Source organism: Anoxybacillus kestanbolensis (assembly GCF_001996285.1).
In the GTDB taxonomy this organism is placed as follows: domain Bacteria; phylum Bacillota; class Bacilli; order Bacillales; family Anoxybacillaceae; genus Anoxybacillus; species Anoxybacillus kestanbolensis_A.
In genome coordinates this window covers 358,017-378,141 of the sequence record NZ_MQAD01000005.1, presented here as the reverse complement: position 1 = coordinate 378,141, position 20,125 = coordinate 358,017, and the positions used below count along the sequence as shown (strand labels likewise).

Here is a 20,125-nt window from a genome sequence, read left to right as displayed (position 1 = left end):
CATAGTAAAATAAAAATAGTCGATATGCGGGAAGGGATGTAAATTGAGAAAAGTAGTTGGTATCATCACATTTTTAATTGTACTCGTTGCAGGAGGAGTATGTTTGTTCGCACAAGAAAAACAACTAGTGTGCGCAACATGGCTTTGGAATCCATGGTTGCTTGTGGAAAATGAAGATCGTGTCTTGTCATTTTTAGAAAAAAAGCAAATAAGCGATGTATACGTCCAAATCGATGTTGAGGTCCCCGTCGATACGTATCGCCAATTTGTCCGTCGGGCAACTGAAAAAGGAATTCGTGTGTATGCGCTCGATGGCGCCCCAAATTGGATTGAAAACGGAGAAGAACTAGAACGTTTATTTCGATGGTTTGACCAATATGAAAGCGTTGCCGAGAAGAATGAAAAGTTTTTCGGTGTACACTTAGATGTTGAGCCGTATTTGCACGCATGGTGGCGAACGAATGAAAAAGAGGCGGTCGCTTCATATCAAACGTTGTTACAACGAGCACATGAACTTGCGAAAGAACGATCGTTACGTTTTGAAGTCGATATTCCGTTTTGGTTTGATGAAGTATCATACGGCAGTACGAACTTAGCGGAATGGGTGATTGCACATGCGGACGGTGTGACGATCATGGCGTATCGCGATGAAGCGGAGAAAATCATTAACATTGTAAAAAAAGAAATGCAAATAGCTAAAAAGTACGAAAAACAAATTGTTGTAGGTGTTGAAACAGGACAAGTTGACGAAGGGGATAGCGTTTCGTTTTTTGAAGAAGACGAGGCGTACATGAACGAGCAATTGGCGATTGTTCAGAAGTACTACGCACGAACAAAAAGCTTTGCTGGCATCGCTGTGCATCATGTCGAGCAATGGATGAATAGGAACGGAAAAACAAGTGAAGGTGAGATGGATGAGTGAGCGTGAAGAAAAACAGCTGTATACGCTTGCGGAGTTTTTTGAGCTTGTCGGAGAACGACGAATGGAGTTGTACGAAGGTGTTCCTGTGCTCATGGCTCCAGCCTCATACGAGCATGAGGGGGTTGTAGCGAATGTAATTGGGGAAATCACATTCGCGTTAAAAGGTAGCCCTTGTTTTGTGTTTGGAAGCAATTTGCAAGTTGTGTTTCTTTTCCAAGATGAGCAAAAAGGAAAAGAAAATGTCACGGTGTTACCGGACATCTCAGTTGTTTGTGAGAAAGAGAAACTGCGCAATAAGCGTTGTTATGGCGCCCCAGACCTTGTTGTCGAAGTTCTTTCTCCAAGCACTGCAAGAAATGACCGATTATTAAAGCGTTATTACTATGAAAAAGCAGGGGTAAAGGAATATTGGATTGTTGATTATCAGCATCAGACGATTGAAAAATATGTCCTTTATAACGATTGTTTGCAACTAGAAGAAGTATATGATGCGCAAAACGATCATTTTGTCTCAACTTTGTTTCCAAATATACAGTTCTCTACACATGATATTTTTTCATTTCTTGATATATAAACAAAGAGGAGGGGGAAAATGTATGTCTAAACATACGAAACTTATAAACGAAGCAGAAACAAGAGTACAGCGTGCAAAAGAAAAAATGGACGGCACATATCGCCTTGCTTATCACATTATGACGCCGATAAACTGGATGAATGACCCGAATGGGCTCATTCACTGGAACGGGGAATATCATGTGTTTTATCAATTTCATCCCGACAGTCCAAAGTGGGGGCCGATGCATTGGGGGCATGTGAAAAGTAAAGACCTTGTGCATTGGGAGCGTGCACCGATTGCGCTTGCACCGAGTGAGTGGTACGACGAAGGCGGTTGTTTCTCTGGAAGCGCAGTCAATAATAATGGTGTCCTGACACTCATTTACACAGGAAACGTTTGGCTAAATGAAGAACAAACGGAACTGAAACAATATCAATGTATTGCAACAAGCAAAGATGGCATCCATTTTGAAAAAGACCCGAAAAATCCGGTGCTTTCTGAGCCACCATTTGACTGCCAAGGGCATATTCGCGATCCGAAAGTGTGGAAACGTGGCGACGACTGGTATATGGTGCTTGGGACAAGAGAGGGGAATAACGGAAAAGTCGTTTTATACAAGTCGAAAGATTTACGCCATTGGGAATATGTAAACATTCTTGCGGAGAGCGATGGTCGTTTAGGCTATATGTGGGAGTGCCCAGACGTCTTTCATTTGAACGGCAAAGATATTTTGTTGTTCTCACCGCAAGGAATCGAACCAGAAGGCGATCGCTTTCAAAACCTTCATCAAACAGGTTATGTTGTTGGTACGCTTGATTATGAAACGGGAAAACTAGCGCACGGAGCGTTTGAAGAACTCGACAAAGGGTTTGATTTTTATGCCGCGCAAACGTTTGAAGATGAACCAGGGCGACGTATTTTGTTCGGCTGGATGGATATGTGGGAGTCACAAATGCCGACGCAACAACACGGATGGGCCGGAGCGTTAACCATTCCGCGTCTTTTGGAATTAGCGGATGATGAGAAGCTGTTGATGAAGCCAGTGCCGGAATTACAATTATTGCGCGAAGAACATATGCGTCTGGAATCGATTTCAGTAAATGAGGGAACATATGCGTTGCCGATGAAAGGTGACCGACTTGAGTTGCTTGTTCGTTTTTCCTTAGGTGATTTTCATGGGAACGCATTTGGTGTCAAAGTGCGTTGTTCAGAAGACGGAAGCGAAGAAACGATGTTCCGCTATGATGTGAAAGACTCCATCGTGACGTTTGACCGAAACCGTTCCGGAAAAGGAGAGGGCGGCACTCGTCGCGCTGTATTGGATAAGAAAGGAGACGTCGTCACGTTTCATTTCTTCATTGACCGTTCTTCTGTTGAACTATTTGTCAACGATGGTCGACTTGTCATGACGGGAAGAATATATCCTTCTGAAACGAGCCAAGGCATCGAACTGTTTGCAGAAGGCGGGGATATTACGGTTTGTTCTATCGATGCATGGGAATTGAAAGATATTTGGGATGAACGGTAAGAGGCGGTTTTCTCCGCCTCTTTTTATCACGAACGGTGATTGTCCTCACATGAAAGGAATAATATAAAGTATAGCAAAAAAGCGAGCTGGAGGATAGCGATGGGGAGATTGATCGGTTATATCGTAGCGTATATCGTTATGGTTTTTGTAAATGTTTTAGCTGAGTGGCTTCCTTTGAACGGACAGACGACAGGAGAGATATCGCGAAAAGTAAATGTGGTATTTACACCGGCAGGGTATGTATTTTCGATTTGGGGTTTTATTTATACGTTGTTAGCCATTTGGATTTTGCGACAAATTCCTTCTTCACGGCGTCATCTATCCATTTACCGTCAAGCATTCGTTCCGTTTGTCATTAGTTGTATGTTCAATGCGTTATGGATTGTTGTATGGCATTATGAATATTTTGTTTTATCTGTTGTTGTTATGCTTGCTCTCCTTTTTACACTCATTTCTTTATATATATCGGTCAAACAAACGAAACCAGCTTTTTTCGATCTGTTGCCATTTTCATTTTATTTAGGTTGGATTAGTGTCGCGACGATTGTTAATGTGTCATTTGTTTTAGCTTACGAGGGATGGGATGGATTTGGTTTGCCGCATGCTTTTTGGGCGATAATGATGTTATTTGCAGCAGCTACTTTAGCGTTTGTTTTTGCGAGTCGCGAGCACGATTACATATATCCGCTTGTTTTTGTGTGGGCGTTTATCGGTATCGGGGTGAAAAATCAAGGAACTGAGCCTCTCGTTGCTTATGTTTCCTTTTTACTCGCAGGTGTTATACTCATTAGTACAACTACCTTATACAAAGGAAAGCGATGACACGCTATTTGTCAATCACAAGGATCAGGGGTTATTCTCTGATTTTTTTACGTGACGTGAGATATCCCTCCACATTTTCTCCATATTTTTTCTGTTATAATGAAGAAAAAAATAAGTGAGGAAGGAATATTTGTGCGAAAAATTTCGCTTAAATTAGGGCTGTTGTTTTTTGTTTTTGTGTTTGCCATTGAAATGAGCTTATTTACTGCGTTATATGTAACGCTTGTCGACGCAAAAATCCACGAAGAATTTGAACATTTATTAGCGCGAGGCAATAATCACCGTGCAGTATTGGAAAGTCATTATGATGAAATAACGTTGCAACATGTCGTCATGATGGAATCTGAGGCGGAGACGGATGTTGCGATTACAAATGAAAAAGGCGATATATTATATTTTTCAGATCATATTTTCCAAATAGCAAAGCGATGGATTGATCAGACGAAGTTGAACGATATTCCATACGATGGAAAAGTCATTCAAGACAATTGGAAAAACGAGCGATATATTGCTACAGCCAGTCCAATTCGGATTAATGGAAAAATTACTGGTTATGTGTATATGTTTCAAAAAACTTCTTCCATTCAACGCATGATTAATCAGCTGAAGCATCATTTTATCATTGCGGGCATGCTTTCTGTCGGTTTAACGATTATCACCATTTTCTTCTTATCAAGAGCCATTACGATTCCGCTCATTCGTATGAAGCGAGCGACTGAAAAGCTAAGCAAGGGCGATTTCTCCGTTCGTCTGCAAGTAAAAGGAAAAGACGAGCTGGCACAGCTAGGTAAAGCGATTCAAACGTTGGCAAAGGATTTAGAATACTTAAAAAAAGAAAGAAACGAATTTCTCGCCAGTATTTCTCACGAACTTCGTACTCCGTTGACGTACGTCAAAGGATATGCGGACATTGCAAGAAGGCCAACGCTTGAGGAGGAAGAAAGAGCAAAATATTTGTCCATTATTTATGAGGAAGCAGAGCATATGCAAAAATTAGTGAAAGACTTGTTTGAGCTTGCGAAAATGGATCAACATTCGTTTCAAATCGAGAAAGAGCCAACCCCGCTTTGCCTTTTTTTAAAAAAAGTATACGAGAAAATGTATCCCGCGTTTCAGGCGAAAAATATGGCGCTTGTCTACCGCTGTGTTGAAGACATTACTGTCCATATTGATCGGCAGCGTTTTGAACAAGTGATGATCAACCTTTTAGACAATGCGTTAAAATATTCGCATCAAGGCTCTACCGTTTCCATTGATGGGAGAATGGAGAAAAATAATGTGATGATCGCTATTTCCGATGAAGGAATAGGAATTCCTGAAGCGGATTTGCCTTATGTTTTTGAACGATTTTATCGGGTCGACAAGTCAAGATCGAGAACAAGTGGAGGGACAGGATTAGGATTGGCGATTGTGAAAGAAATTGTCGAAGCGCACGGCGGTTCGATTTTCGCCACGAGCCAATTCGGAAAAGGGACGACGATGATCATTACGTTACCGAAGGGAGATGAACATGTATACGATATTACTAGTTGATGACGAAAAACGAATGTTGGATTTACTAGAGTTGTATTTGATCCCAAACGTGTATCGTTGTGTGAAATGCGAGTCAGGAATAGCGGCGATCCGCTATTTAGAAAATAATAAAGCGGATCTCGTTTTGCTTGATGTGATGATGCCAGAGATGGACGGGTGGGAAACGTGCAAACAAATACGAGAGTTTTCGGACGTTCCGATTATTATGGTCACCGCAAGAGGGGAAACGACAGACGTTGTCCAAGGACTAAAGATCGGTGCAGATGATTATATTACAAAACCGTTTGACGAGTCCGAATTGCTTGCTCGGATCGAGGCGGTATTGCGCCGTTCGGTCGGAAAACAAACGAAACTGGAGTTTCATGGCTTAGTTTGGGATGAGGGGCAGCATAAAGTTCAATACGCTGGGCACGATATTTTTCTCACGCCAAAAGAGTTTGCGATTTTAGGACTTTTTCTCAAAAATCCAAATCGCGTATTTAGTCGAGAGCAACTGATCGTGACATTATGGGGATATAACGCCAATACGGAAGAACGAACTGTCGATTCACATGTGAAAAATATTCGCGAAAAGCTCCGTCAAGCTGGTTTTCCAATCGATGAATGTTTGCAGACCGTTTGGGGTGTAGGATATAAATGGAAGAGCAAGTAATTGCTTTATTTCATACGTATCCATCGATCGCTTTTCTCATCAGCATCGCAATCAATATCGTGATTAGTATTTTAGGCGTTGTTCCGAGCGTTTTTCTCACTGCTGCTAACTTGGCGGTATTTGGCTTTTGGAAAGGTACCTTTTTATCGTTTGTGGGGGAAGCGGTTGGCGCAATTGTTTCGTTTCTGTTGTATAGAAAAGGTTTTCGGAAACTTTCGGAAACGAAATGGCTTTCCTATCCGAAAGTCAAACGTTTGCTTGAGGCAGAAGGGGTAGAAGCCTTTTCGCTTGTTTTGTCTTTGCGTCTTCTTCCTTTTGTTCCGTCAGGACTTGTGACGTTTGTGGCAGCGATCGGGCGCATGTCGCTCCTTCTTTTTACAGTCGCTAGCTCGCTTGGAAAGCTCCCAGCCCTTTTGTTAGAAGCATACTCGGTGTATCAAGTGATGAATTGGACATGGCAAGGGAAAGTGATATCGACTGTTTTTGCTGTTTTTTTATTTCTGTTTACTTGGAAAAAAGTTGTTCAGAACAAGACGTAAACGCCCCATTACATCTTGCATATGCAAACTCTACGTTCATACAAAGGAGAATCAATCATGACAAAAATGACGAAAGCGATCATCATGACATCAGCCATTTTTCTTCTAAGCGCTTGTTCATCATCCAACGAAAAAGAGCAAGCCTTTATTACAAGTAAAGAACAAGCAAAATCGAATGTATCTGTTACCAATAATCCTTTCTTTAAAGAAAAAAAAGAAGGAAAGATCGAACATTTACACGGAATCGGTTACGCCGGTAACCAACATGCGGTTTACTTTGCTACACATGCAGGGTTACTCGTTTACCAAAATAATAAGTGGTATGAAACGATTTCGAATAAACACGATTATATGGGCTTTTCAGCTACAGACGACGGCTTTTACTCATCAGGGCATCCGGAAGAAGGTTCATCTTTAGGAAATCCACTTGGTCTTGTAAAAAGTCTTGATCATGGACAAACGTTGATGAACTTAGGGTTTTATAAAGAATCTGATTTTCATTATATGGCAGTAGGCTATAAAAGCCATACGATTTATGTCGTGAACCAAGAAGAAAACAAAACGCTCGGACAAGGGCTATTTTACAGTAAAGACGACGGCAAAACGTGGTCGCAAAGTCAATTAAACGGCCTACCGCAAACTGCTGCAGGAACGATTGCTGCCCACCCAACGGATGAAAATATGGTTGGAATTAGTACATCGGAAGGAATTTTTGTTTCAAGAGATAATGGGAATACGTTTGAACGGTTCACTCGAAAAATCAATACGACGACGTTTGCGTTCCAAGAAAAATCCATTGTATTTTCAGCTGTAGAGAACGATAAGCCTATCCTAATCAAACAATCACTAGACACAAAACAAGAAGAAGTTCTTTCCGTTCCTGCATTGGATGAAAAAGATCATATCATGTATATCACTTCTAATCCAGAAAATGACAACGAAATAGTGATTGCGACGATGAATGGGGATATTTTCATGACAAAAAATAACGGTGCAAGCTGGACAAAACTAGCATCGAAAGGGAAAATATAAAAAGACATGCGGGTGCATGTCTTTTTGCTTACTGAAAATATATCGCTCCACAATTTCTACAAAATTCACTGCTACAATGTATACATCAGATAAAGAAGAAGGTGAGAAGAAGGGTGTATTCGTTCTTGAGTCAAATCAGTAACTTTCTAAGTCAACCGCTTCTTAATATGGCAAATAGCATGACAGCGATTCCTATTTTGTCAGCCTTTCTCCTTGGTATCGTGGGAGCGATGGCTCCGTGCCAACTCACCAGTAATTTAGGAGTGATCACGTTATACAGTAATCAGTCTTTGCAAAAAGGAATGGCTTGGAAAGAGTTGCTTTTATTTATTTTCGGTAAAATCGTTGCTTTTTCCGGTTTAGGCTTGATTGTCTGGCTCATGGGGAAAGAGATTCAAAGTACGCTAACATTGTATTTTCCGTGGTTAAGAAAGCTCGTTGGTCCCATTCTCATTCTTGTAGGCTTATATTTGTTTGGGCTTTTTAAAATGTATTGGAACGTTACTTTGTTCAAAGTGCCTGAGAGATGGCGAAAAGGAAAAATCGGTTCGTTTTTCATGGGATTTGGCTTTTCGTTAGCTTTTTGTCCAACGATGTTTGTGCTGTTTTTTGTCACTCTCATGCCTCTCGTCTATTCAACGTCTTATGGGGTGCTATTACCGAGCATCTTTGCCGTTGGAACTTCTGTACCTGTTATTTTCTTTATCTTTATCCTTTGGTACTTAGGATTTAGCGGCACTCTGATGAAAAAAGGAAGGCAAGTAGGGGGGATTGTTCAAAAGGCAGTCGGAATCGTGATGGTTTTACTTGGTATATTAGATACGATCACTTATTGGTTTTAAAGTTAGGAAAAGGTGGGGAAATTCAATGATGTTTGGCGGTTCTTTCATGATGGTTGGGATGATGTTATTTTGGGTTGTATTAATCGCCGTTGGTTTTTATCTCTTATATCGTTTTATCAATGGTCGTAAAGAAGAACTCTCTCCGATGGAAATCTTGAAAATACGATTAGCCAAAGGAGAGATTTCTTTAGAGGAGTTTGAACGGCTGTCGAAAAAATGTGAATAAATGATGAAAAATTGTTGACGATAACGATGTGTCAACAATCTCTTTTGTTGTGTTGTATACCCATTACCGGTATAATGTAATCAGAGAGGTGATATTTCATGAACCATTGTGAAGATCATAATATGGATAAAAAAATGGTTCCACGAACGGAACAGGAAATCGAAAGCATTATGAAGCGCTTGAAGCGTATTGAAGGACAAGTGCGCGGGGTGCAAAAAATGGTCGAAGACAATCGGTATTGCATCGATATTTTAGTGCAAATTTCTGCGATTACGGCCGCGTTAAATAAAGTCGGATTGAATTTGTTAGAACGCCATGTCAGCCATTGCGTTTCCAAGGCGATCCGTGAAGGAAGCGGAGAAGAATCCATTCGTGAATTAATGGATGTCATTAAGCAATTTTCAAAGTAAGGGAGGGAAAGGTGGATGGATGAACAAAGAACCGTAACACTGAAGGTAACCGGCATGACATGTGCCGCGTGTGCCAATCGGATTGAGAAAGTACTAAATAAGATGGATGGAGTAGAAGCCAATGTCAATTTGGCGATGGAAAAAGCGACGATTCAATACGATCCATCGAAACAAACAATCGCCGATATCGAAACGAAAATTGAGAATCTGGGGTATGGCGTTGCGACAGAAAAAGTGACGCTCGATATTGAAGGGATGACATGCGCGGCATGTGCGTCACGGATTGAAAAAGGATTAAATCGTATGGAAGGTGTGACAAGCGCCGCTGTAAACTTGGCGACAAACAGTGCTGTTGTCGAATACAAGGAAGGCGTTACATCTGTCGAAGACATTTTAGAAAAAATCAAAAAGCTTGGGTACAAGGGGCAGATCCGAAACGGAGAACAAGATGATGCTAGTCGGAAAGAAGAGCGGTTGAAACAAAAACAACGCCAACTCGCAATTTCCATCATTTTATCGTTGCCACTGCTTTATACGATGATTGCCCATATGCCGTTTCATATCGGCTTGCCGATGCCGAAACTGTTGATGAACCCGTGGTTCCAGCTTCTTTTAGCTACACCCGTTCAGTTTTACATCGGCGGTCCTTTCTATGTCGGGGCGTACCGAGCGTTGCGAAACAAGAGCGCAAACATGGACGTCCTCGTGGCGCTTGGAACATCAGCCGCATACTTTTACAGCTTGTATGAAGCTTTTCGAACGATTGGGAATCATGAATATATGCCAAGATTATATTTTGAAACGAGTGCCGTCTTGATTACGCTTGTGCTTGTCGGCAAATACTTTGAGACTCTTGCGAAAGGGCGAACAACAGAAGCTATCTCTAAGCTGTTGAGCCTTCAGGCAAAGGAAGCGACTGTCATCCGTAACGGGGAGGAAAGAAAGGTTCCGCTCGAGGAAGTGGTGATCGGCGATACGATTCTTGTCAAGCCAGGAGAAAAAATCCCGGTAGACGGTACGGTCATCGCCGGGGCATCTTCCGTAGATGAATCGATGATTACTGGTGAATCGATTCCAGTTGATAAGAAGGAAGGCGACTATGTGATCGGATCAACCATGAATACAAATGGGGTACTGACCATTCGCGCAGAAAAAGTAGGGAAAGATACAGCACTTGCCAATATTATTAAAATCGTTGAGGAGGCGCAAGGATCGAAAGCACCGATTCAGCGGATGGCGGACACGATCTCTGGCATTTTCGTCCCAATCGTTGTCGGCATTGCTGTCGTTGCATTCATTATATGGTACTTCTTTGTTGCGCCGGGGGATTTGGTAAAAGCGCTTGAGGTGGCTATCGCCGTTCTCGTCATTGCGTGTCCTTGTGCGCTCGGTCTTGCAACGCCGACATCGATTATGGTCGGTACAGGTAAAGGGGCAGAACAAGGGATTCTCTTTAAAGGAGGTGAGTACCTAGAGGGAACGCATAAAATCAATGCCGTATTACTGGATAAAACAGGAACAGTGACAAAAGGAAAACCGGAAGTGACAGATGTATTGTCATTCCAAGAAAACATGATCGATTATGCTGTTTCGGCCGAGAGCGCTTCAGAACATCCATTGGCACAAGCGATTGTGGCTTACGGAAAAGAAAACGGAATTATCGCGCAACCGTTGACACATTTCTCTGCGCTTGTTGGGCATGGAATTGAAGCAGTGGTGAACGGGAAACACGTGCTCATCGGCACGCGCAAGTTAATGAACGAACGTGCAGTCAATATTGCCGAACATGAGGAGCGAATGATAAAGCTTGAAAGCGAAGGAAAGACGGTCATGCTCATTGCGATCGATGGACAGCTTGCTGGAATGATCGCTGTTGCCGATACGATCAAGGAGACATCAAAGCAAGCGATTGCGACATTAAAACAAATGGGCATCGATGTATATATGGTGACAGGTGACAATAAACGAACAGCTGAAGCTATCGCCAAGCAAGTAGGTATTGAATATGTGTATGCGGAAGTGCTTCCAGAACAGAAAGCAGCGATCGTTGAACAGTTGCAAAAGCAAGGGAAACGAGTGGCGATGGTCGGTGATGGAATTAATGACGCACCAGCTCTTGCGAAAGCGGATATTGGGATGGCGATTGGCACAGGTGCAGATGTCGCAATTGAAACGGCAGATGTAACGCTCGTTGGTGGTGACTTGATGCATATTCCACAAGCGATTGAACTGAGCCGACAAACGATGCGCAACATTCGACAAAACTTATTTTGGGCATTATTTTATAATAGCGTTGGCATTCCAGTCGCTGCAGCTGGGTTATTACAACCATGGATCGCTGGGGCAGCGATGGCATTTAGCTCTGTATCGGTTGTGACAAACGCGCTTCGTTTGAAACGCGTGAAAATATAAACATTTAAGGAGGAATAGATGATGACGATTACATTACAAGTACAAGGAATGACATGCGGACATTGCAAAGCAGCGGTGACAAATGCCCTTCAAGAGCTAGATGGCGTCAGCCGTGTCGAAGTACATTTGCAAGAAGGTACGGTCGATGTCGAGTATGATGAAACAAAGGTCAGCGTAGAAAAACTGAAAGAAGCGATTGAAGAGCAAGGATATGATGTGAAATAACTGTATTTGCTAATTGAATTTTGAGCCACTCCGATTACATCCTTGTGAGCCACTTAAAAATTGATAAATGGTAAATCTGTGGCGTCTTGACATGGAGCCTCTAGAGGCATGATTTCACTCGAAAGGCGACACATCAAGGTGTTTCGATAGGCAACAAGCCTATCATGCCTCTCACTCCATATCAAGACGGTGTTTTCGATGGAAATGGAGTGGCTCACGTTTTTACGAGCGAAGTGGCTCAATTTTATGTTAGCAAAAACAATAACATACGGAAGGTGTCCCGAAGTGATGACGGGGCACTTTTTTACCGCCTAAGCGAGTTCTCGGCTGGGGAAAGTTTTTTCTTCTTGAAGCATATCGGGAAAGCGGGATGTTATAATGAAAATAACAGGCGCGGAAAAAAGGGGGGATTTATTTGCTATCGCAGCAAGACATCCTTAATGAAATGTCGAAATGTTTAGATTTATGGAAGAAAAAGTATGGTGTGAAGCGAATCGGGTTATTTGGCTCGTACAGTCGGGGAGAACAAAGGGAATCGAGTGACATTGATGTGTTAGTAGAATTTATGGATGATGCAATGACGTTTGATCATTATATGGGGTTGAAACTGAGTTTGGAAGATCATTTTCAAAAAACAGTGGATTTAGTGATTGTAGATGATATTAAGCCGGCATTAAAGCCAATTATTTTAAGAGGTGCTAAGTATGCAGAGGGATCCTAGCGTCTTTTTGCAAGATATTTTGGTCGCTGCAGAAAAAATTGAGAAGTACACCCAAGGGCTTTCTTATGATGACTTTCTAGATAATGATTTAATATCAGATGCGGTCATTAAAAACATATTAGTAATCGGAGAAGTAGCAAAAAACATTCCAGACGAAATTAGACAGGCATCCCCACATATCGAGTGGAGAAAGATGGCTGGCATGAGGGATATGATGATCCATGGTTATTTCTCCATTAATTACCGAATTGTTTGGGATGTTGTTCGAAATAAGATTCCTGTATTAAAACAGCACGTTGAACGATTGCTAAATGAAAGTTAGATTTCAATTCAAACCATATGCGCTGTTTGGGAATAGCTTGTTATTCAAAAGGTGCTGATCCCAAGACGCATTCGCGTTTTTGATCAGCACCTTCAGCTTTTTTATTCCCCTTTATTCGTTGTGTCATTCGGATCTGGGGTATAGTCCGATTTGTAATCGGTATATTTTACTTCTGTGACCATTCCCGCTGAAGCATGATGCAAGTCATGGCAATGGAACATCCAATTTCCAGGATTATCCGCTTTAAACGCGACGACATATTCTTCACCAGGGTTTACATTTAACGAATCCTTAATCAATGGAGCGCCTGTGACTGGCTTGCCGTTTTTGCTTAATACTTCGAAGAAATGTCCGTGTAAATGCATCGGATGTACATCTTTTGGTGAATTGTTCACAATTCTGACTTTTACTAAATCTCCTGTCTTCACATTAATAGGCGCTGTGTCAGGATACGTTTTACCATTAATCGTGAAAATCATGCCATTTTTGCCCATAGCGGTTCCTAAATCCATTGTGTACTCTACATCATATTTTTCGTCTAACGTAAATGGACCTGTTTCATATTTTCCGTATGTTGTCATATCCACGACAGGAAGGTTTTCTTTTGCGTTCGCTTTGTCCGTGTTGCTTGCTTGTCCTTCGTATTGAATTTTCACTTTCATGCCATCGGTACCTTTCATATTCCCGTGACATTCTAGTAACCATTCACCCGGGTTATTGGCGATAAACTCAATGTCGTAGCGCTCACCGGGAGCGATATTCAACAGTTCATCTTTGATTGGTTGCGGGTTCTTTAACGGTTGGCCGTCTGTTGCGACAATTTTAAACTCATGTCCATGTAGGTGGAGTTTATGGGACAGATATCCTGCATTGACAAGACGAAGTCGCACTTTTTCGCCTTTTTTCACTTTTAACGGTTGGACAGCAGTCCCGCTTTTTCCGTTAATCGTGAAAATATCGTACATATTCATGTTATGTCCCATGCTGTTCATATCCATTTGTTGGCCATCGGAACTATTTCCATGTCCCATATTACTATGATCCATGCCACTCATATTCATGTTCATATTGCTTTCAGCGTTCGGGTCGCTCATCCATTCATCGAATACAAGCGTGTAATCGCGATCGACTTTTTCTTCCTCTTTCGGTTCTACGATTAATGTACCGTATAATCCTTTGTCTACTTGCTCGGCGCTTTTTTGATGGGAATGATACCAATACGTTCCCGGCACGGTTGCGGTAAATTCATACGTAAACGTTTCCCCTGGTTGAATGGCGTTCATCGTGACACCCGGTACTCCATCTTGGTTATTTGGAACAGGATAGCCATGCCAATGAATGGCTGTTGGTTCAGGAAGCTTGTTTGTAAAGACAATTTTTACGTGATCGCCTTGTTTTACGCGAATTTGCGCACCAGGTACAGAACCATTATACGTGTATACCGGAAGTTTGATTTGATCGTTGATTTGTAATAACGCTTCCTTTGCAGTAAGGTGAATCTCTTTCCCAGATAACACTTCTGTATCGGTTACCAAAGGCAATTTCTCTTTATTGGAATTTGTTTCTTTTTTCGTATGCATGTTGGACATATCATGTCCTGGCATCGAATTAGAGCAAGCTGCACTCAGCGCAATGACTCCTACCAATACGGTTCCTAACCATAATTTCTTCATCGCTTTCCCTCCATAAACTTGTATCGTAACATCATCATAAAAAAGAAATGTGCAAAATGTATGGAGAAAAGCTTATAAAGACAGTGGTCAAAATTTATGGTATAGTCTTTTATGTGAATGAGAGTTTTTGTTCATCATTTCTCCACATTTTATTGTTTAAATAAAATAGCAAAAACGAAACAGCAAGTTTAATCATTCTCATGTGCAAAATGACGACTAGATGGAGGAAACTGTAGGATGTGTGGTTTTGTTGGCTATATCTCTGATGTTCCGAAAGAGATAAATAGTAACTGGAAAGAAACGTTCCAAAACATGAACGATCTGATCACTCATCGTGGTCCGGATGATTATGGCTATTTTTTTGATGAGCATGTAAGTTTTGGATTTCGACGTTTAAGTATTATTGACCTTGAAAGTGGACATCAGCCACTATGTTATGAAAATGAGAGATATTGGATTATATTTAACGGGGAAATTTACAACTACGTCGAGTTGCGTGACGAATTAATCAAGAAAGGGTGTTCGTTTTCTACCCATTCTGATACAGAAGTGATCGTTGCTTTATATAGTATTGAAAAAGAAAACGTGGTAAATAAACTTCGTGGCATGTTTGCATTTGTGATTTGGGATAAACAAGAGAAAGAAATTTTTGCAGCACGTGACCCGTTCGGAATTAAACCTTTTTTTTATGTAGAAAAAGACGATCATCTGTTTGTCGCTTCTGAAAAGAAAAGCATTTTATATGCTCTTGAACACGACGAACTAAATCATGAAGCTTTGCAACATTATTTAACCTTTCAATATGTTCCAGAGCCATTGACAATGTCTGCTCACATTCGTAAGCTAGAACCTGGACATTATATGAAGAAAAAAATAGGAGAAAAATTAAATATCCAGCGCTATTGGAAGGCTACATTTCATCCAATTAATCAATCGGAAAGTGAACTCGTCAAAGAAATTCGACAAGTGTTGTTTGATTCGGTAAGTATTCATATGCGTAGCGATGTTCCGGTCGGCTCATTTTTGTCAGGAGGAATTGATTCTTCGCTTATTGTAGCTATTGCAAAACAATTTCATCCGCATATCAAAACATTTTCAGTTGGATTTGCGAGAGAAGGATTTAATGAAATTGATGTAGCAAAAGAAACGGCAGAAAAGTTAGGAGTTGAAAACATCAGTTACATCATTTCTCCAGACGAATATGTGGAGGAATTGCCGAAAATTATATGGCACATGGACGATCCATTAGCAGATCCTGCAGCCGTCCCTCTTTATTTCGTAGCAAGAGAGGCTAGAAAACATGTAACCGTTGTTCTTTCTGGTGAAGGGGCGGATGAGTTGTTCGGGGGATATAACATTTATCACGAACCAAAATCTTTACAAATATTCGAGAAAATCCCGAGTTTCATACGATCTATTTTAGCGATGATCGCAAAAGTATTGCCAGACGGGGTAAAGGGGAAAAGTTTTATTGAACGTGGGATCACTCCAATCGAACAACGTTACATTGGCAATGCAAAGATGTATAGTGAGCGGGAAAAGAGAGAATTGTTGAAAGTATATGATCCAAATGTATCATACACCAACATTACCGCACCGTTTTATCACGAAACAGAAGGATATCCTCCGATCAACCGAATGCAACATATTGATATTCATACATGGTTGCGAGGCGATATTTTGTTGAAGGCAGATAAAATGACAATGGCTCATTCTTTAGAACTGCGCGTCCCTTTTCTTGATAAAAAAGTATTCGAAGTAGCCACGAAAATCGCCCCAGAAATGAAAGTCAAAAATAAAACAACCAAGTATATTTTGCGAAAAGCAGCAGAAGGAATTGTTCCGGATCATGTTTTACATCGCAAAAAGCTAGGCTTTCCTGTTCCTATTCGGCATTGGTTAAAAGATGAAATATATGACTGGGCGAAACGTACGATAAAAGAAAGTGAAACAGATCATCTATTTCATAAAGATGTATTGTATCGTCTGCTAGAGGAACATTGTCAAAACAAAGCGGATCATAGTCGGAAAGTATGGACAGTACTCACTTTCATGGTTTGGCATCAAGTGTATGTCGAGAAAAAATATCACTTTATGAATGAAGAAGAAAAAATAAAACTGTTCGTGTAAATGGTTAGTTATGTTCGGAGCTTCTTTTTATCTAGGAGCTCCTTTTTTATTGCGTTTTATGCATACAATAATATAAAAAAGGGGAATACGAAAATGAAAAAATGGATGATTGTGGTTATGAGTTTTTTTCTTTCTGCTTGTCATGTATCGAAAGCAGAAAAACAAGAGGCGTATAAAGAAGGAGATCACATCGCATACGAAGTGATTACAGTTGAACAGCTTCCACAGCATATGAAAGCATTGTATGAAAAACAGCATAAACAATTTCAAACGTACACCGTTAAACAAGATGATGTCACGTATGCGATTATTCATCTCGGGGAAAGAAAAACAGGTGGATATGGGGTTGAAGTGATTGAGGTCCGATATAAAAAAGGCAAAGCAATTGTCTATTATAAAGAACAAAAGCCAGCACCAGATGCAATCGTCACACAAGCGTTAACGTATCCGAAAGTCGCTATCAAAATAAAAACAGCGATTCCGATTGAAATAAAGAAAAAATAGCTCTATGTTTCGTGCATAGAGCTATTTGTCTGCGGTAATCGCATCCGCTACAATCCATCCTGATAATGCGCAACCGAGCGAGCCTGCACCTGGAAATACAGTATCGCCGCAAAGCCAAAGTCCTTCGACATTCGTTTGCGGTGCATACGTAGACAATAAACTGAAGACACCGTTTGGAATATATCCTCCTACCTTTCCGAACGCCCGGTGTGTAAAGCGAGCAAATGTCACAGGGGTACCAATCAGTTGGATATGCACATTTGTCAAAGGGAATGTTTTGCTGACACGTTGCAATATTTGTTCTGTAAGCATCTTTTTCTGTTCATCATACGCATGACGATTCCACCAATGAAGTGGTTCTGTATGGGTAGAAATAGTTATAGAACGTTTCCCAACAGGTGCCATTTGTTGATCGAACGGTGCGGAAGCGGACAATAGAAATTGATTTCCTTCACTCATCGGTTTTGTTCGATCGACGATAAATTGGTGGTATAAGCTATCTGTCTGAAAGCTGTCGTCTACTCCCATGTAAATTGTAAACGCTCCCCAAGCCGGGCGCTTTTTTTCTTTTTCTTCACGAATCGAAAATGTACATTTAATAGAATCATCTAAAATGGCAAAAATACTATGGACAGAGCCGTTAAATACAACATGTTTCGCTTCATATGTTTGTTTTCGGTTTGTCGTCACGAGCCAATGGCGCTCTTTGCGAATAGAAATGACTTTTTCACGCATCCGTAGCTCTCCGCCAAGTTGCTTGTAACGTTCTGCAAGTGCATCAACAACAGTAGCAAGCCCTCCCTCCACGTAAAACGCTCCACGATGAAAGATGCTTAAGGCAACGGCACCAAGCAAAGCGGGACAACGTTCAACCGTTGTTTGTACACTATCAACGAGTTGGCCGTTTAAAAAGGCAATGAATGTCTCGTCACGAATGCCATAATGTTCGAGGCGTTTCGCAATCGATTGAAATAAAAATGGTGTGGCGCGCAATAATTTTCGATCAGCTTTTTGTAGCGCTTCGAATATATGTTTCATTGTTTTTGGTGGGATCATCGGTCGTTCGTATACAAAAGAAAGTAGTGCGTCCGCCAGAGAAAACATTTCTTCAAAAAAGTGGACGATGGCTGCGCTATCTTTTGGGAATTGTTGTGCAATTTCTTCAAACCAACGTTCTTTTTGCTGGTAATAACGAATCGTCCGATCGGGAAAATGTACGTCCATAATTGTATCTAATAAATGAACAGGAAGAGGAGATATGTCGAGTTCATGAAACAACTTTGAAAACACACCGTTTTCTTCAAAGCCCATCCCAAGCGTTGCTCCTGCTTGAAAACAAAACGACTGTCGTTCAAATTTTCCTGCACATCCGCCGAGTTCGTTTGCAGCTTCAAATGTCAAGGTGTGATATCCTTTTTTCGCAAGAAGCGCACTTGCTGTTATTCCTCCAAATCCTGTTCCAATGATAATGACATCGTACAATATAGTCACCTTCTTTTTTTATTTTTATTTTATTATACAATTATTAAACAAATGTTGTACAATAAGAACGTGTAAAAGATGAAAGGATGGGATATATGCATACAGCAGTTGTTTGGTTTCGCCGAGATTTTCGTCTGCACGATCATACAGCGCTCGTTCATGCGCTTCATTGGGCGAAAGAAAGACAAGGAAAGCTTCTTTTTTTCTTTCACTTCGATTCTCATTCCGCAAAAGAACGAACGTACCATCATGAATATTTTTTCAAACCGTTGAGCAATTTCGGCAAATGTTGCGTCATCTATATGGGATACATGTGCACATTTTGCATGGAGATATTGACGATGTGTTTGTTCGACTAATCAGCCGTACACACATGAACGCCATCTTTTTTAATAAAGACGAGGTTGGGCGTGGGAAAGAGCGGGATGATTATGTCCGCACGTTTTTGCAGAAATATGGGGTTGACGTATATGCATATGATGATGCACATTTGCACGGGGCATTTGAGGTACTAAAAGCAGATGGAACGCCTTATAAAGTATATACACCATATTACCGCGCATGGCGAAAACGTCCGAAGCGGTTTCCGAGTTCCGTTGACATGGCGCTACTACGTGAACATATGTTGCATATGACACCGATTTCTGAAGATGACGAGCGGGCGTTTACGATGTGGCTTTCGCAATGTACAAAACGTTGGGAACGTACGAGCGAACAAGATGCTTTACATGTTTTACAGCAGTTTATCGATACGGCACTCCCATATTATCATCGGAAACGAGATATTCCGAGCGTTACAGGGACAAGTCGTTTATCTCCGCATATCAAAACAGGGACGATTTCGATTCGCACCGTGTTTCATGCGGTTGCGCAACAATTTGGAAACGGCCATGATGAAGCGGTAGAAACGTACATAAAAGAGCTAGCGTGGCGCGATTTTTATCATATGATTTATGCACATTTTCCTTTTACAAAAACGGAAGCGTTTATTGAAAAGTATCGTCATCTTCCTTGGTCGCGTGATGATGAACGATTCGAAGCTTGGAAAGAAGGAAAAACAGGTTTTCCACTCGTTGATGCAGGAATGCGTCAATTAAAAGAAGAAGGGTGGATGCACAATCGTCTTCGCATGATTGCGGCATCGTTTTTAACAAAAGATTATTTGATCGATTGGCGCATGGGCGAGCAATATTTTCAGCACATGTTAATCGACTATGATGAAGCATCAAATATTGGGGGATGGCAATGGGCAGCTTCAGTCGGGGCGGATGCTGTGCTATATTTTCGTGTCTTTAACCCGATTGAACAATCAAAAAAGTTTGATCCTGATGGCACGTATATTCGCACGTATGTACAAGAACTTGCGTCTTTCCCTTCGCTGTATATTCATGAGCCATGGAAAAGCAATATCAAAACCGATTACCCTGCGCCAACTGTCGATCATCAACTGCAACGTCAACGTGCGATTGCGTTGTTTCGGATGAATGAGTGAGTATAAAAGCCTGCTTGATGAAGTGGGCTTTTATCTTTTTCGTCATTAGTCAATCAATTTTGTGAAGGATTATAAAACAAGAAAAAAGAATAGAAATAACTA

Annotated in this window: 21 protein-coding genes; 19 read left to right on the top strand and 2 right to left on the bottom strand. The window is 41.2% G+C overall.

From position 1 onward, the window contains the following. Positions 1 to 43 precede the first annotated feature (43 nt). The 15 genes from BO219_RS04275 (at position 44) to BO219_RS04205 (ending at position 12,742) form a co-directional block, all read left to right on the top strand. The gene (locus tag BO219_RS04275; protein WP_077428533.1) at positions 44 to 922 is read left to right on the top strand and encodes an amidase; all 879 of its coding nucleotides are present in this window, start codon (positions 44 to 46) and stop codon (positions 920 to 922) included. Further along, entirely contained in the window at positions 915 to 1,496 is a 582-nt protein-coding gene (locus BO219_RS04270; RefSeq protein WP_077428532.1) for a Uma2 family endonuclease, read from the top strand. Before BO219_RS04275 ends, BO219_RS04270 begins: the two co-directional genes overlap by 8 nt. Before the next feature lie 22 nt (positions 1,497 to 1,518). After that, on the top strand, positions 1,519 to 3,006 hold the full coding sequence (locus BO219_RS04265) for a glycoside hydrolase family 32 protein (RefSeq protein ID WP_077428531.1): 1,488 nt from the start codon (positions 1,519 to 1,521) through the stop codon (positions 3,004 to 3,006). Positions 3,007 to 3,105: 99 nt separating this feature from the next. Then, positions 3,106 to 3,828, top strand: coding sequence for a TspO/MBR family protein (locus BO219_RS04260; RefSeq protein WP_077428530.1), 723 nt, complete (start codon positions 3,106 to 3,108; stop codon positions 3,826 to 3,828). 132 nt (positions 3,829 to 3,960) lie between these two features. Continuing rightward, entirely contained in the window at positions 3,961 to 5,361 is a 1,401-nt protein-coding gene (locus BO219_RS04255) for a sensor histidine kinase (RefSeq protein ID WP_077428529.1), read from the top strand. Beyond that, complete coding sequence (locus tag BO219_RS04250; RefSeq protein ID WP_077428528.1) at positions 5,339 to 6,013, top strand: response regulator transcription factor; 675 nt, start codon at positions 5,339 to 5,341, stop codon at positions 6,011 to 6,013. Before BO219_RS04255 ends, BO219_RS04250 begins: the two co-directional genes overlap by 23 nt. After that, the gene (locus tag BO219_RS04245) at positions 5,998 to 6,552 is read left to right on the top strand and encodes a TVP38/TMEM64 family protein (protein WP_077428527.1); all 555 of its coding nucleotides are present in this window, start codon (positions 5,998 to 6,000) and stop codon (positions 6,550 to 6,552) included. Before BO219_RS04250 ends, BO219_RS04245 begins: the two co-directional genes overlap by 16 nt. A gap of 57 nt (positions 6,553 to 6,609) precedes the next feature. Then, a complete protein-coding gene (locus tag BO219_RS04240; protein WP_077428526.1) occupies positions 6,610 to 7,584 on the top strand; it encodes a F510_1955 family glycosylhydrolase in 975 nt (324 codons plus the stop codon). A 113-nt stretch (positions 7,585 to 7,697) separates the two neighbouring features. Continuing rightward, complete coding sequence (locus BO219_RS04235) at positions 7,698 to 8,426, top strand: urease accessory protein UreH domain-containing protein (RefSeq protein WP_077428525.1); 729 nt, start codon at positions 7,698 to 7,700, stop codon at positions 8,424 to 8,426. Positions 8,427 to 8,451: 25 nt separating this feature from the next. Next, a complete protein-coding gene (locus BO219_RS04230) occupies positions 8,452 to 8,652 on the top strand; it encodes an SHOCT domain-containing protein (protein ID WP_077428524.1) in 201 nt (66 codons plus the stop codon). 98 nt (positions 8,653 to 8,750) lie between these two features. Next, a complete protein-coding gene (locus tag BO219_RS04225; RefSeq protein ID WP_077428523.1) occupies positions 8,751 to 9,062 on the top strand; it encodes a metal-sensing transcriptional repressor in 312 nt (103 codons plus the stop codon). Between the two features lie 15 nt (positions 9,063 to 9,077). After that, entirely contained in the window at positions 9,078 to 11,474 is a 2,397-nt protein-coding gene (locus tag BO219_RS04220) for a heavy metal translocating P-type ATPase (RefSeq protein ID WP_077428522.1), read from the top strand. A 21-nt stretch (positions 11,475 to 11,495) separates the two neighbouring features. Beyond that, positions 11,496 to 11,699, top strand: coding sequence for a copper chaperone CopZ (copZ, locus tag BO219_RS04215; protein ID WP_077428934.1), 204 nt, complete (start codon positions 11,496 to 11,498; stop codon positions 11,697 to 11,699). 445 nt (positions 11,700 to 12,144) lie between these two features. After that, positions 12,145 to 12,420 (top strand): nucleotidyltransferase family protein, encoded by a 276-nt coding sequence (locus BO219_RS04210; RefSeq protein WP_077428933.1) that lies wholly within the window; start codon positions 12,145 to 12,147, stop codon positions 12,418 to 12,420. Then, positions 12,404 to 12,742 carry a HepT-like ribonuclease domain-containing protein gene (locus BO219_RS04205; protein WP_077428521.1) on the top strand — a complete coding sequence of 113 codons (339 nt, stop codon included), beginning with the start codon at positions 12,404 to 12,406 and terminating at the stop codon, positions 12,740 to 12,742. Before BO219_RS04210 ends, BO219_RS04205 begins: the two co-directional genes overlap by 17 nt. A gap of 101 nt (positions 12,743 to 12,843) precedes the next feature. On the opposite strand, the gene BO219_RS04200 is transcribed toward BO219_RS04205, so the two are convergent. Continuing rightward, entirely contained in the window at positions 12,844 to 14,415 is a 1,572-nt protein-coding gene (locus BO219_RS04200; RefSeq protein ID WP_077428520.1) for a multicopper oxidase family protein, read from the bottom strand. A 237-nt stretch (positions 14,416 to 14,652) separates the two neighbouring features. Here BO219_RS04200 and asnB point away from each other — a divergent pair, with 237 nt between their 5' ends. Continuing rightward, entirely contained in the window at positions 14,653 to 16,545 is a 1,893-nt protein-coding gene (gene asnB, locus BO219_RS04195) for an asparagine synthase (glutamine-hydrolyzing) (protein ID WP_077428519.1), read from the top strand. A gap of 93 nt (positions 16,546 to 16,638) precedes the next feature. Next, the gene (locus BO219_RS04190) at positions 16,639 to 17,049 is read left to right on the top strand and encodes a protease complex subunit PrcB family protein (RefSeq protein WP_077428518.1); all 411 of its coding nucleotides are present in this window, start codon (positions 16,639 to 16,641) and stop codon (positions 17,047 to 17,049) included. Between the two features lie 21 nt (positions 17,050 to 17,070). On the opposite strand, the gene BO219_RS04185 is transcribed toward BO219_RS04190, so the two are convergent. Continuing rightward, positions 17,071 to 18,540 carry a phytoene desaturase family protein gene (locus BO219_RS04185; protein ID WP_226373757.1) on the bottom strand — a complete coding sequence of 490 codons (1,470 nt, stop codon included), beginning with the start codon at positions 18,538 to 18,540 and terminating at the stop codon, positions 17,071 to 17,073. An 86-nt stretch (positions 18,541 to 18,626) separates the two neighbouring features. On the opposite strand from BO219_RS04185, the gene BO219_RS15010 reads away from it, so the two are divergent. Next, the gene (locus BO219_RS15010) at positions 18,627 to 18,890 is read left to right on the top strand and encodes a deoxyribodipyrimidine photo-lyase (protein WP_268915857.1); all 264 of its coding nucleotides are present in this window, start codon (positions 18,627 to 18,629) and stop codon (positions 18,888 to 18,890) included. After that, on the top strand, positions 18,845 to 20,023 hold the full coding sequence (locus BO219_RS15005) for a cryptochrome/photolyase family protein (RefSeq protein WP_268915856.1): 1,179 nt from the start codon (positions 18,845 to 18,847) through the stop codon (positions 20,021 to 20,023). Before BO219_RS15010 ends, BO219_RS15005 begins: the two co-directional genes overlap by 46 nt. Positions 20,024 to 20,125 lie beyond the last annotated feature (102 nt).

Excerpts from the sequence above, each read along its gene's own strand:
- BO219_RS04270 (WP_077428532.1), top strand. The coding sequence starts at position 915 with ATGAGTGAGCGTGAAGAAAAACAGCTGTATACGCTTGCGGAGTTTTTT.
- BO219_RS04265 (WP_077428531.1), top strand. The coding sequence starts at position 1,519 with ATGTCTAAACATACGAAACTTATAAACGAAGCAGAAACAAGAGTACAG.
- BO219_RS04260 (WP_077428530.1), top strand. The coding sequence starts at position 3,106 with ATGGGGAGATTGATCGGTTATATCGTAGCGTATATCGTTATGGTTTTT.
- BO219_RS04250 (WP_077428528.1), top strand. The coding sequence starts at position 5,339 with ATGTATACGATATTACTAGTTGATGACGAAAAACGAATGTTGGATTTA.
- BO219_RS04245 (WP_077428527.1), top strand. The coding sequence starts at position 5,998 with ATGGAAGAGCAAGTAATTGCTTTATTTCATACGTATCCATCGATCGCT.
- BO219_RS04240 (WP_077428526.1), top strand. The coding sequence starts at position 6,610 with ATGACAAAAATGACGAAAGCGATCATCATGACATCAGCCATTTTTCTT.
- BO219_RS04230 (WP_077428524.1), top strand. The coding sequence starts at position 8,452 with ATGATGTTTGGCGGTTCTTTCATGATGGTTGGGATGATGTTATTTTGG.
- BO219_RS04225 (WP_077428523.1), top strand. The coding sequence starts at position 8,751 with ATGAACCATTGTGAAGATCATAATATGGATAAAAAAATGGTTCCACGA.
- BO219_RS04220 (WP_077428522.1), top strand. The coding sequence starts at position 9,078 with ATGGATGAACAAAGAACCGTAACACTGAAGGTAACCGGCATGACATGT.
- copZ (WP_077428934.1), top strand. The coding sequence starts at position 11,496 with ATGACGATTACATTACAAGTACAAGGAATGACATGCGGACATTGCAAA.
- BO219_RS04210 (WP_077428933.1), top strand. The coding sequence starts at position 12,145 with ATGTCGAAATGTTTAGATTTATGGAAGAAAAAGTATGGTGTGAAGCGA.
- BO219_RS04205 (WP_077428521.1), top strand. The coding sequence starts at position 12,404 with ATGCAGAGGGATCCTAGCGTCTTTTTGCAAGATATTTTGGTCGCTGCA.
- BO219_RS04200 (WP_077428520.1), bottom strand. The coding sequence starts at position 14,415 with ATGAAGAAATTATGGTTAGGAACCGTATTGGTAGGAGTCATTGCGCTG.
- asnB (WP_077428519.1), top strand. The coding sequence starts at position 14,653 with ATGTGTGGTTTTGTTGGCTATATCTCTGATGTTCCGAAAGAGATAAAT.
- BO219_RS04190 (WP_077428518.1), top strand. The coding sequence starts at position 16,639 with ATGAAAAAATGGATGATTGTGGTTATGAGTTTTTTTCTTTCTGCTTGT.
- BO219_RS15010 (WP_268915857.1), top strand. The coding sequence starts at position 18,627 with ATGCATACAGCAGTTGTTTGGTTTCGCCGAGATTTTCGTCTGCACGAT.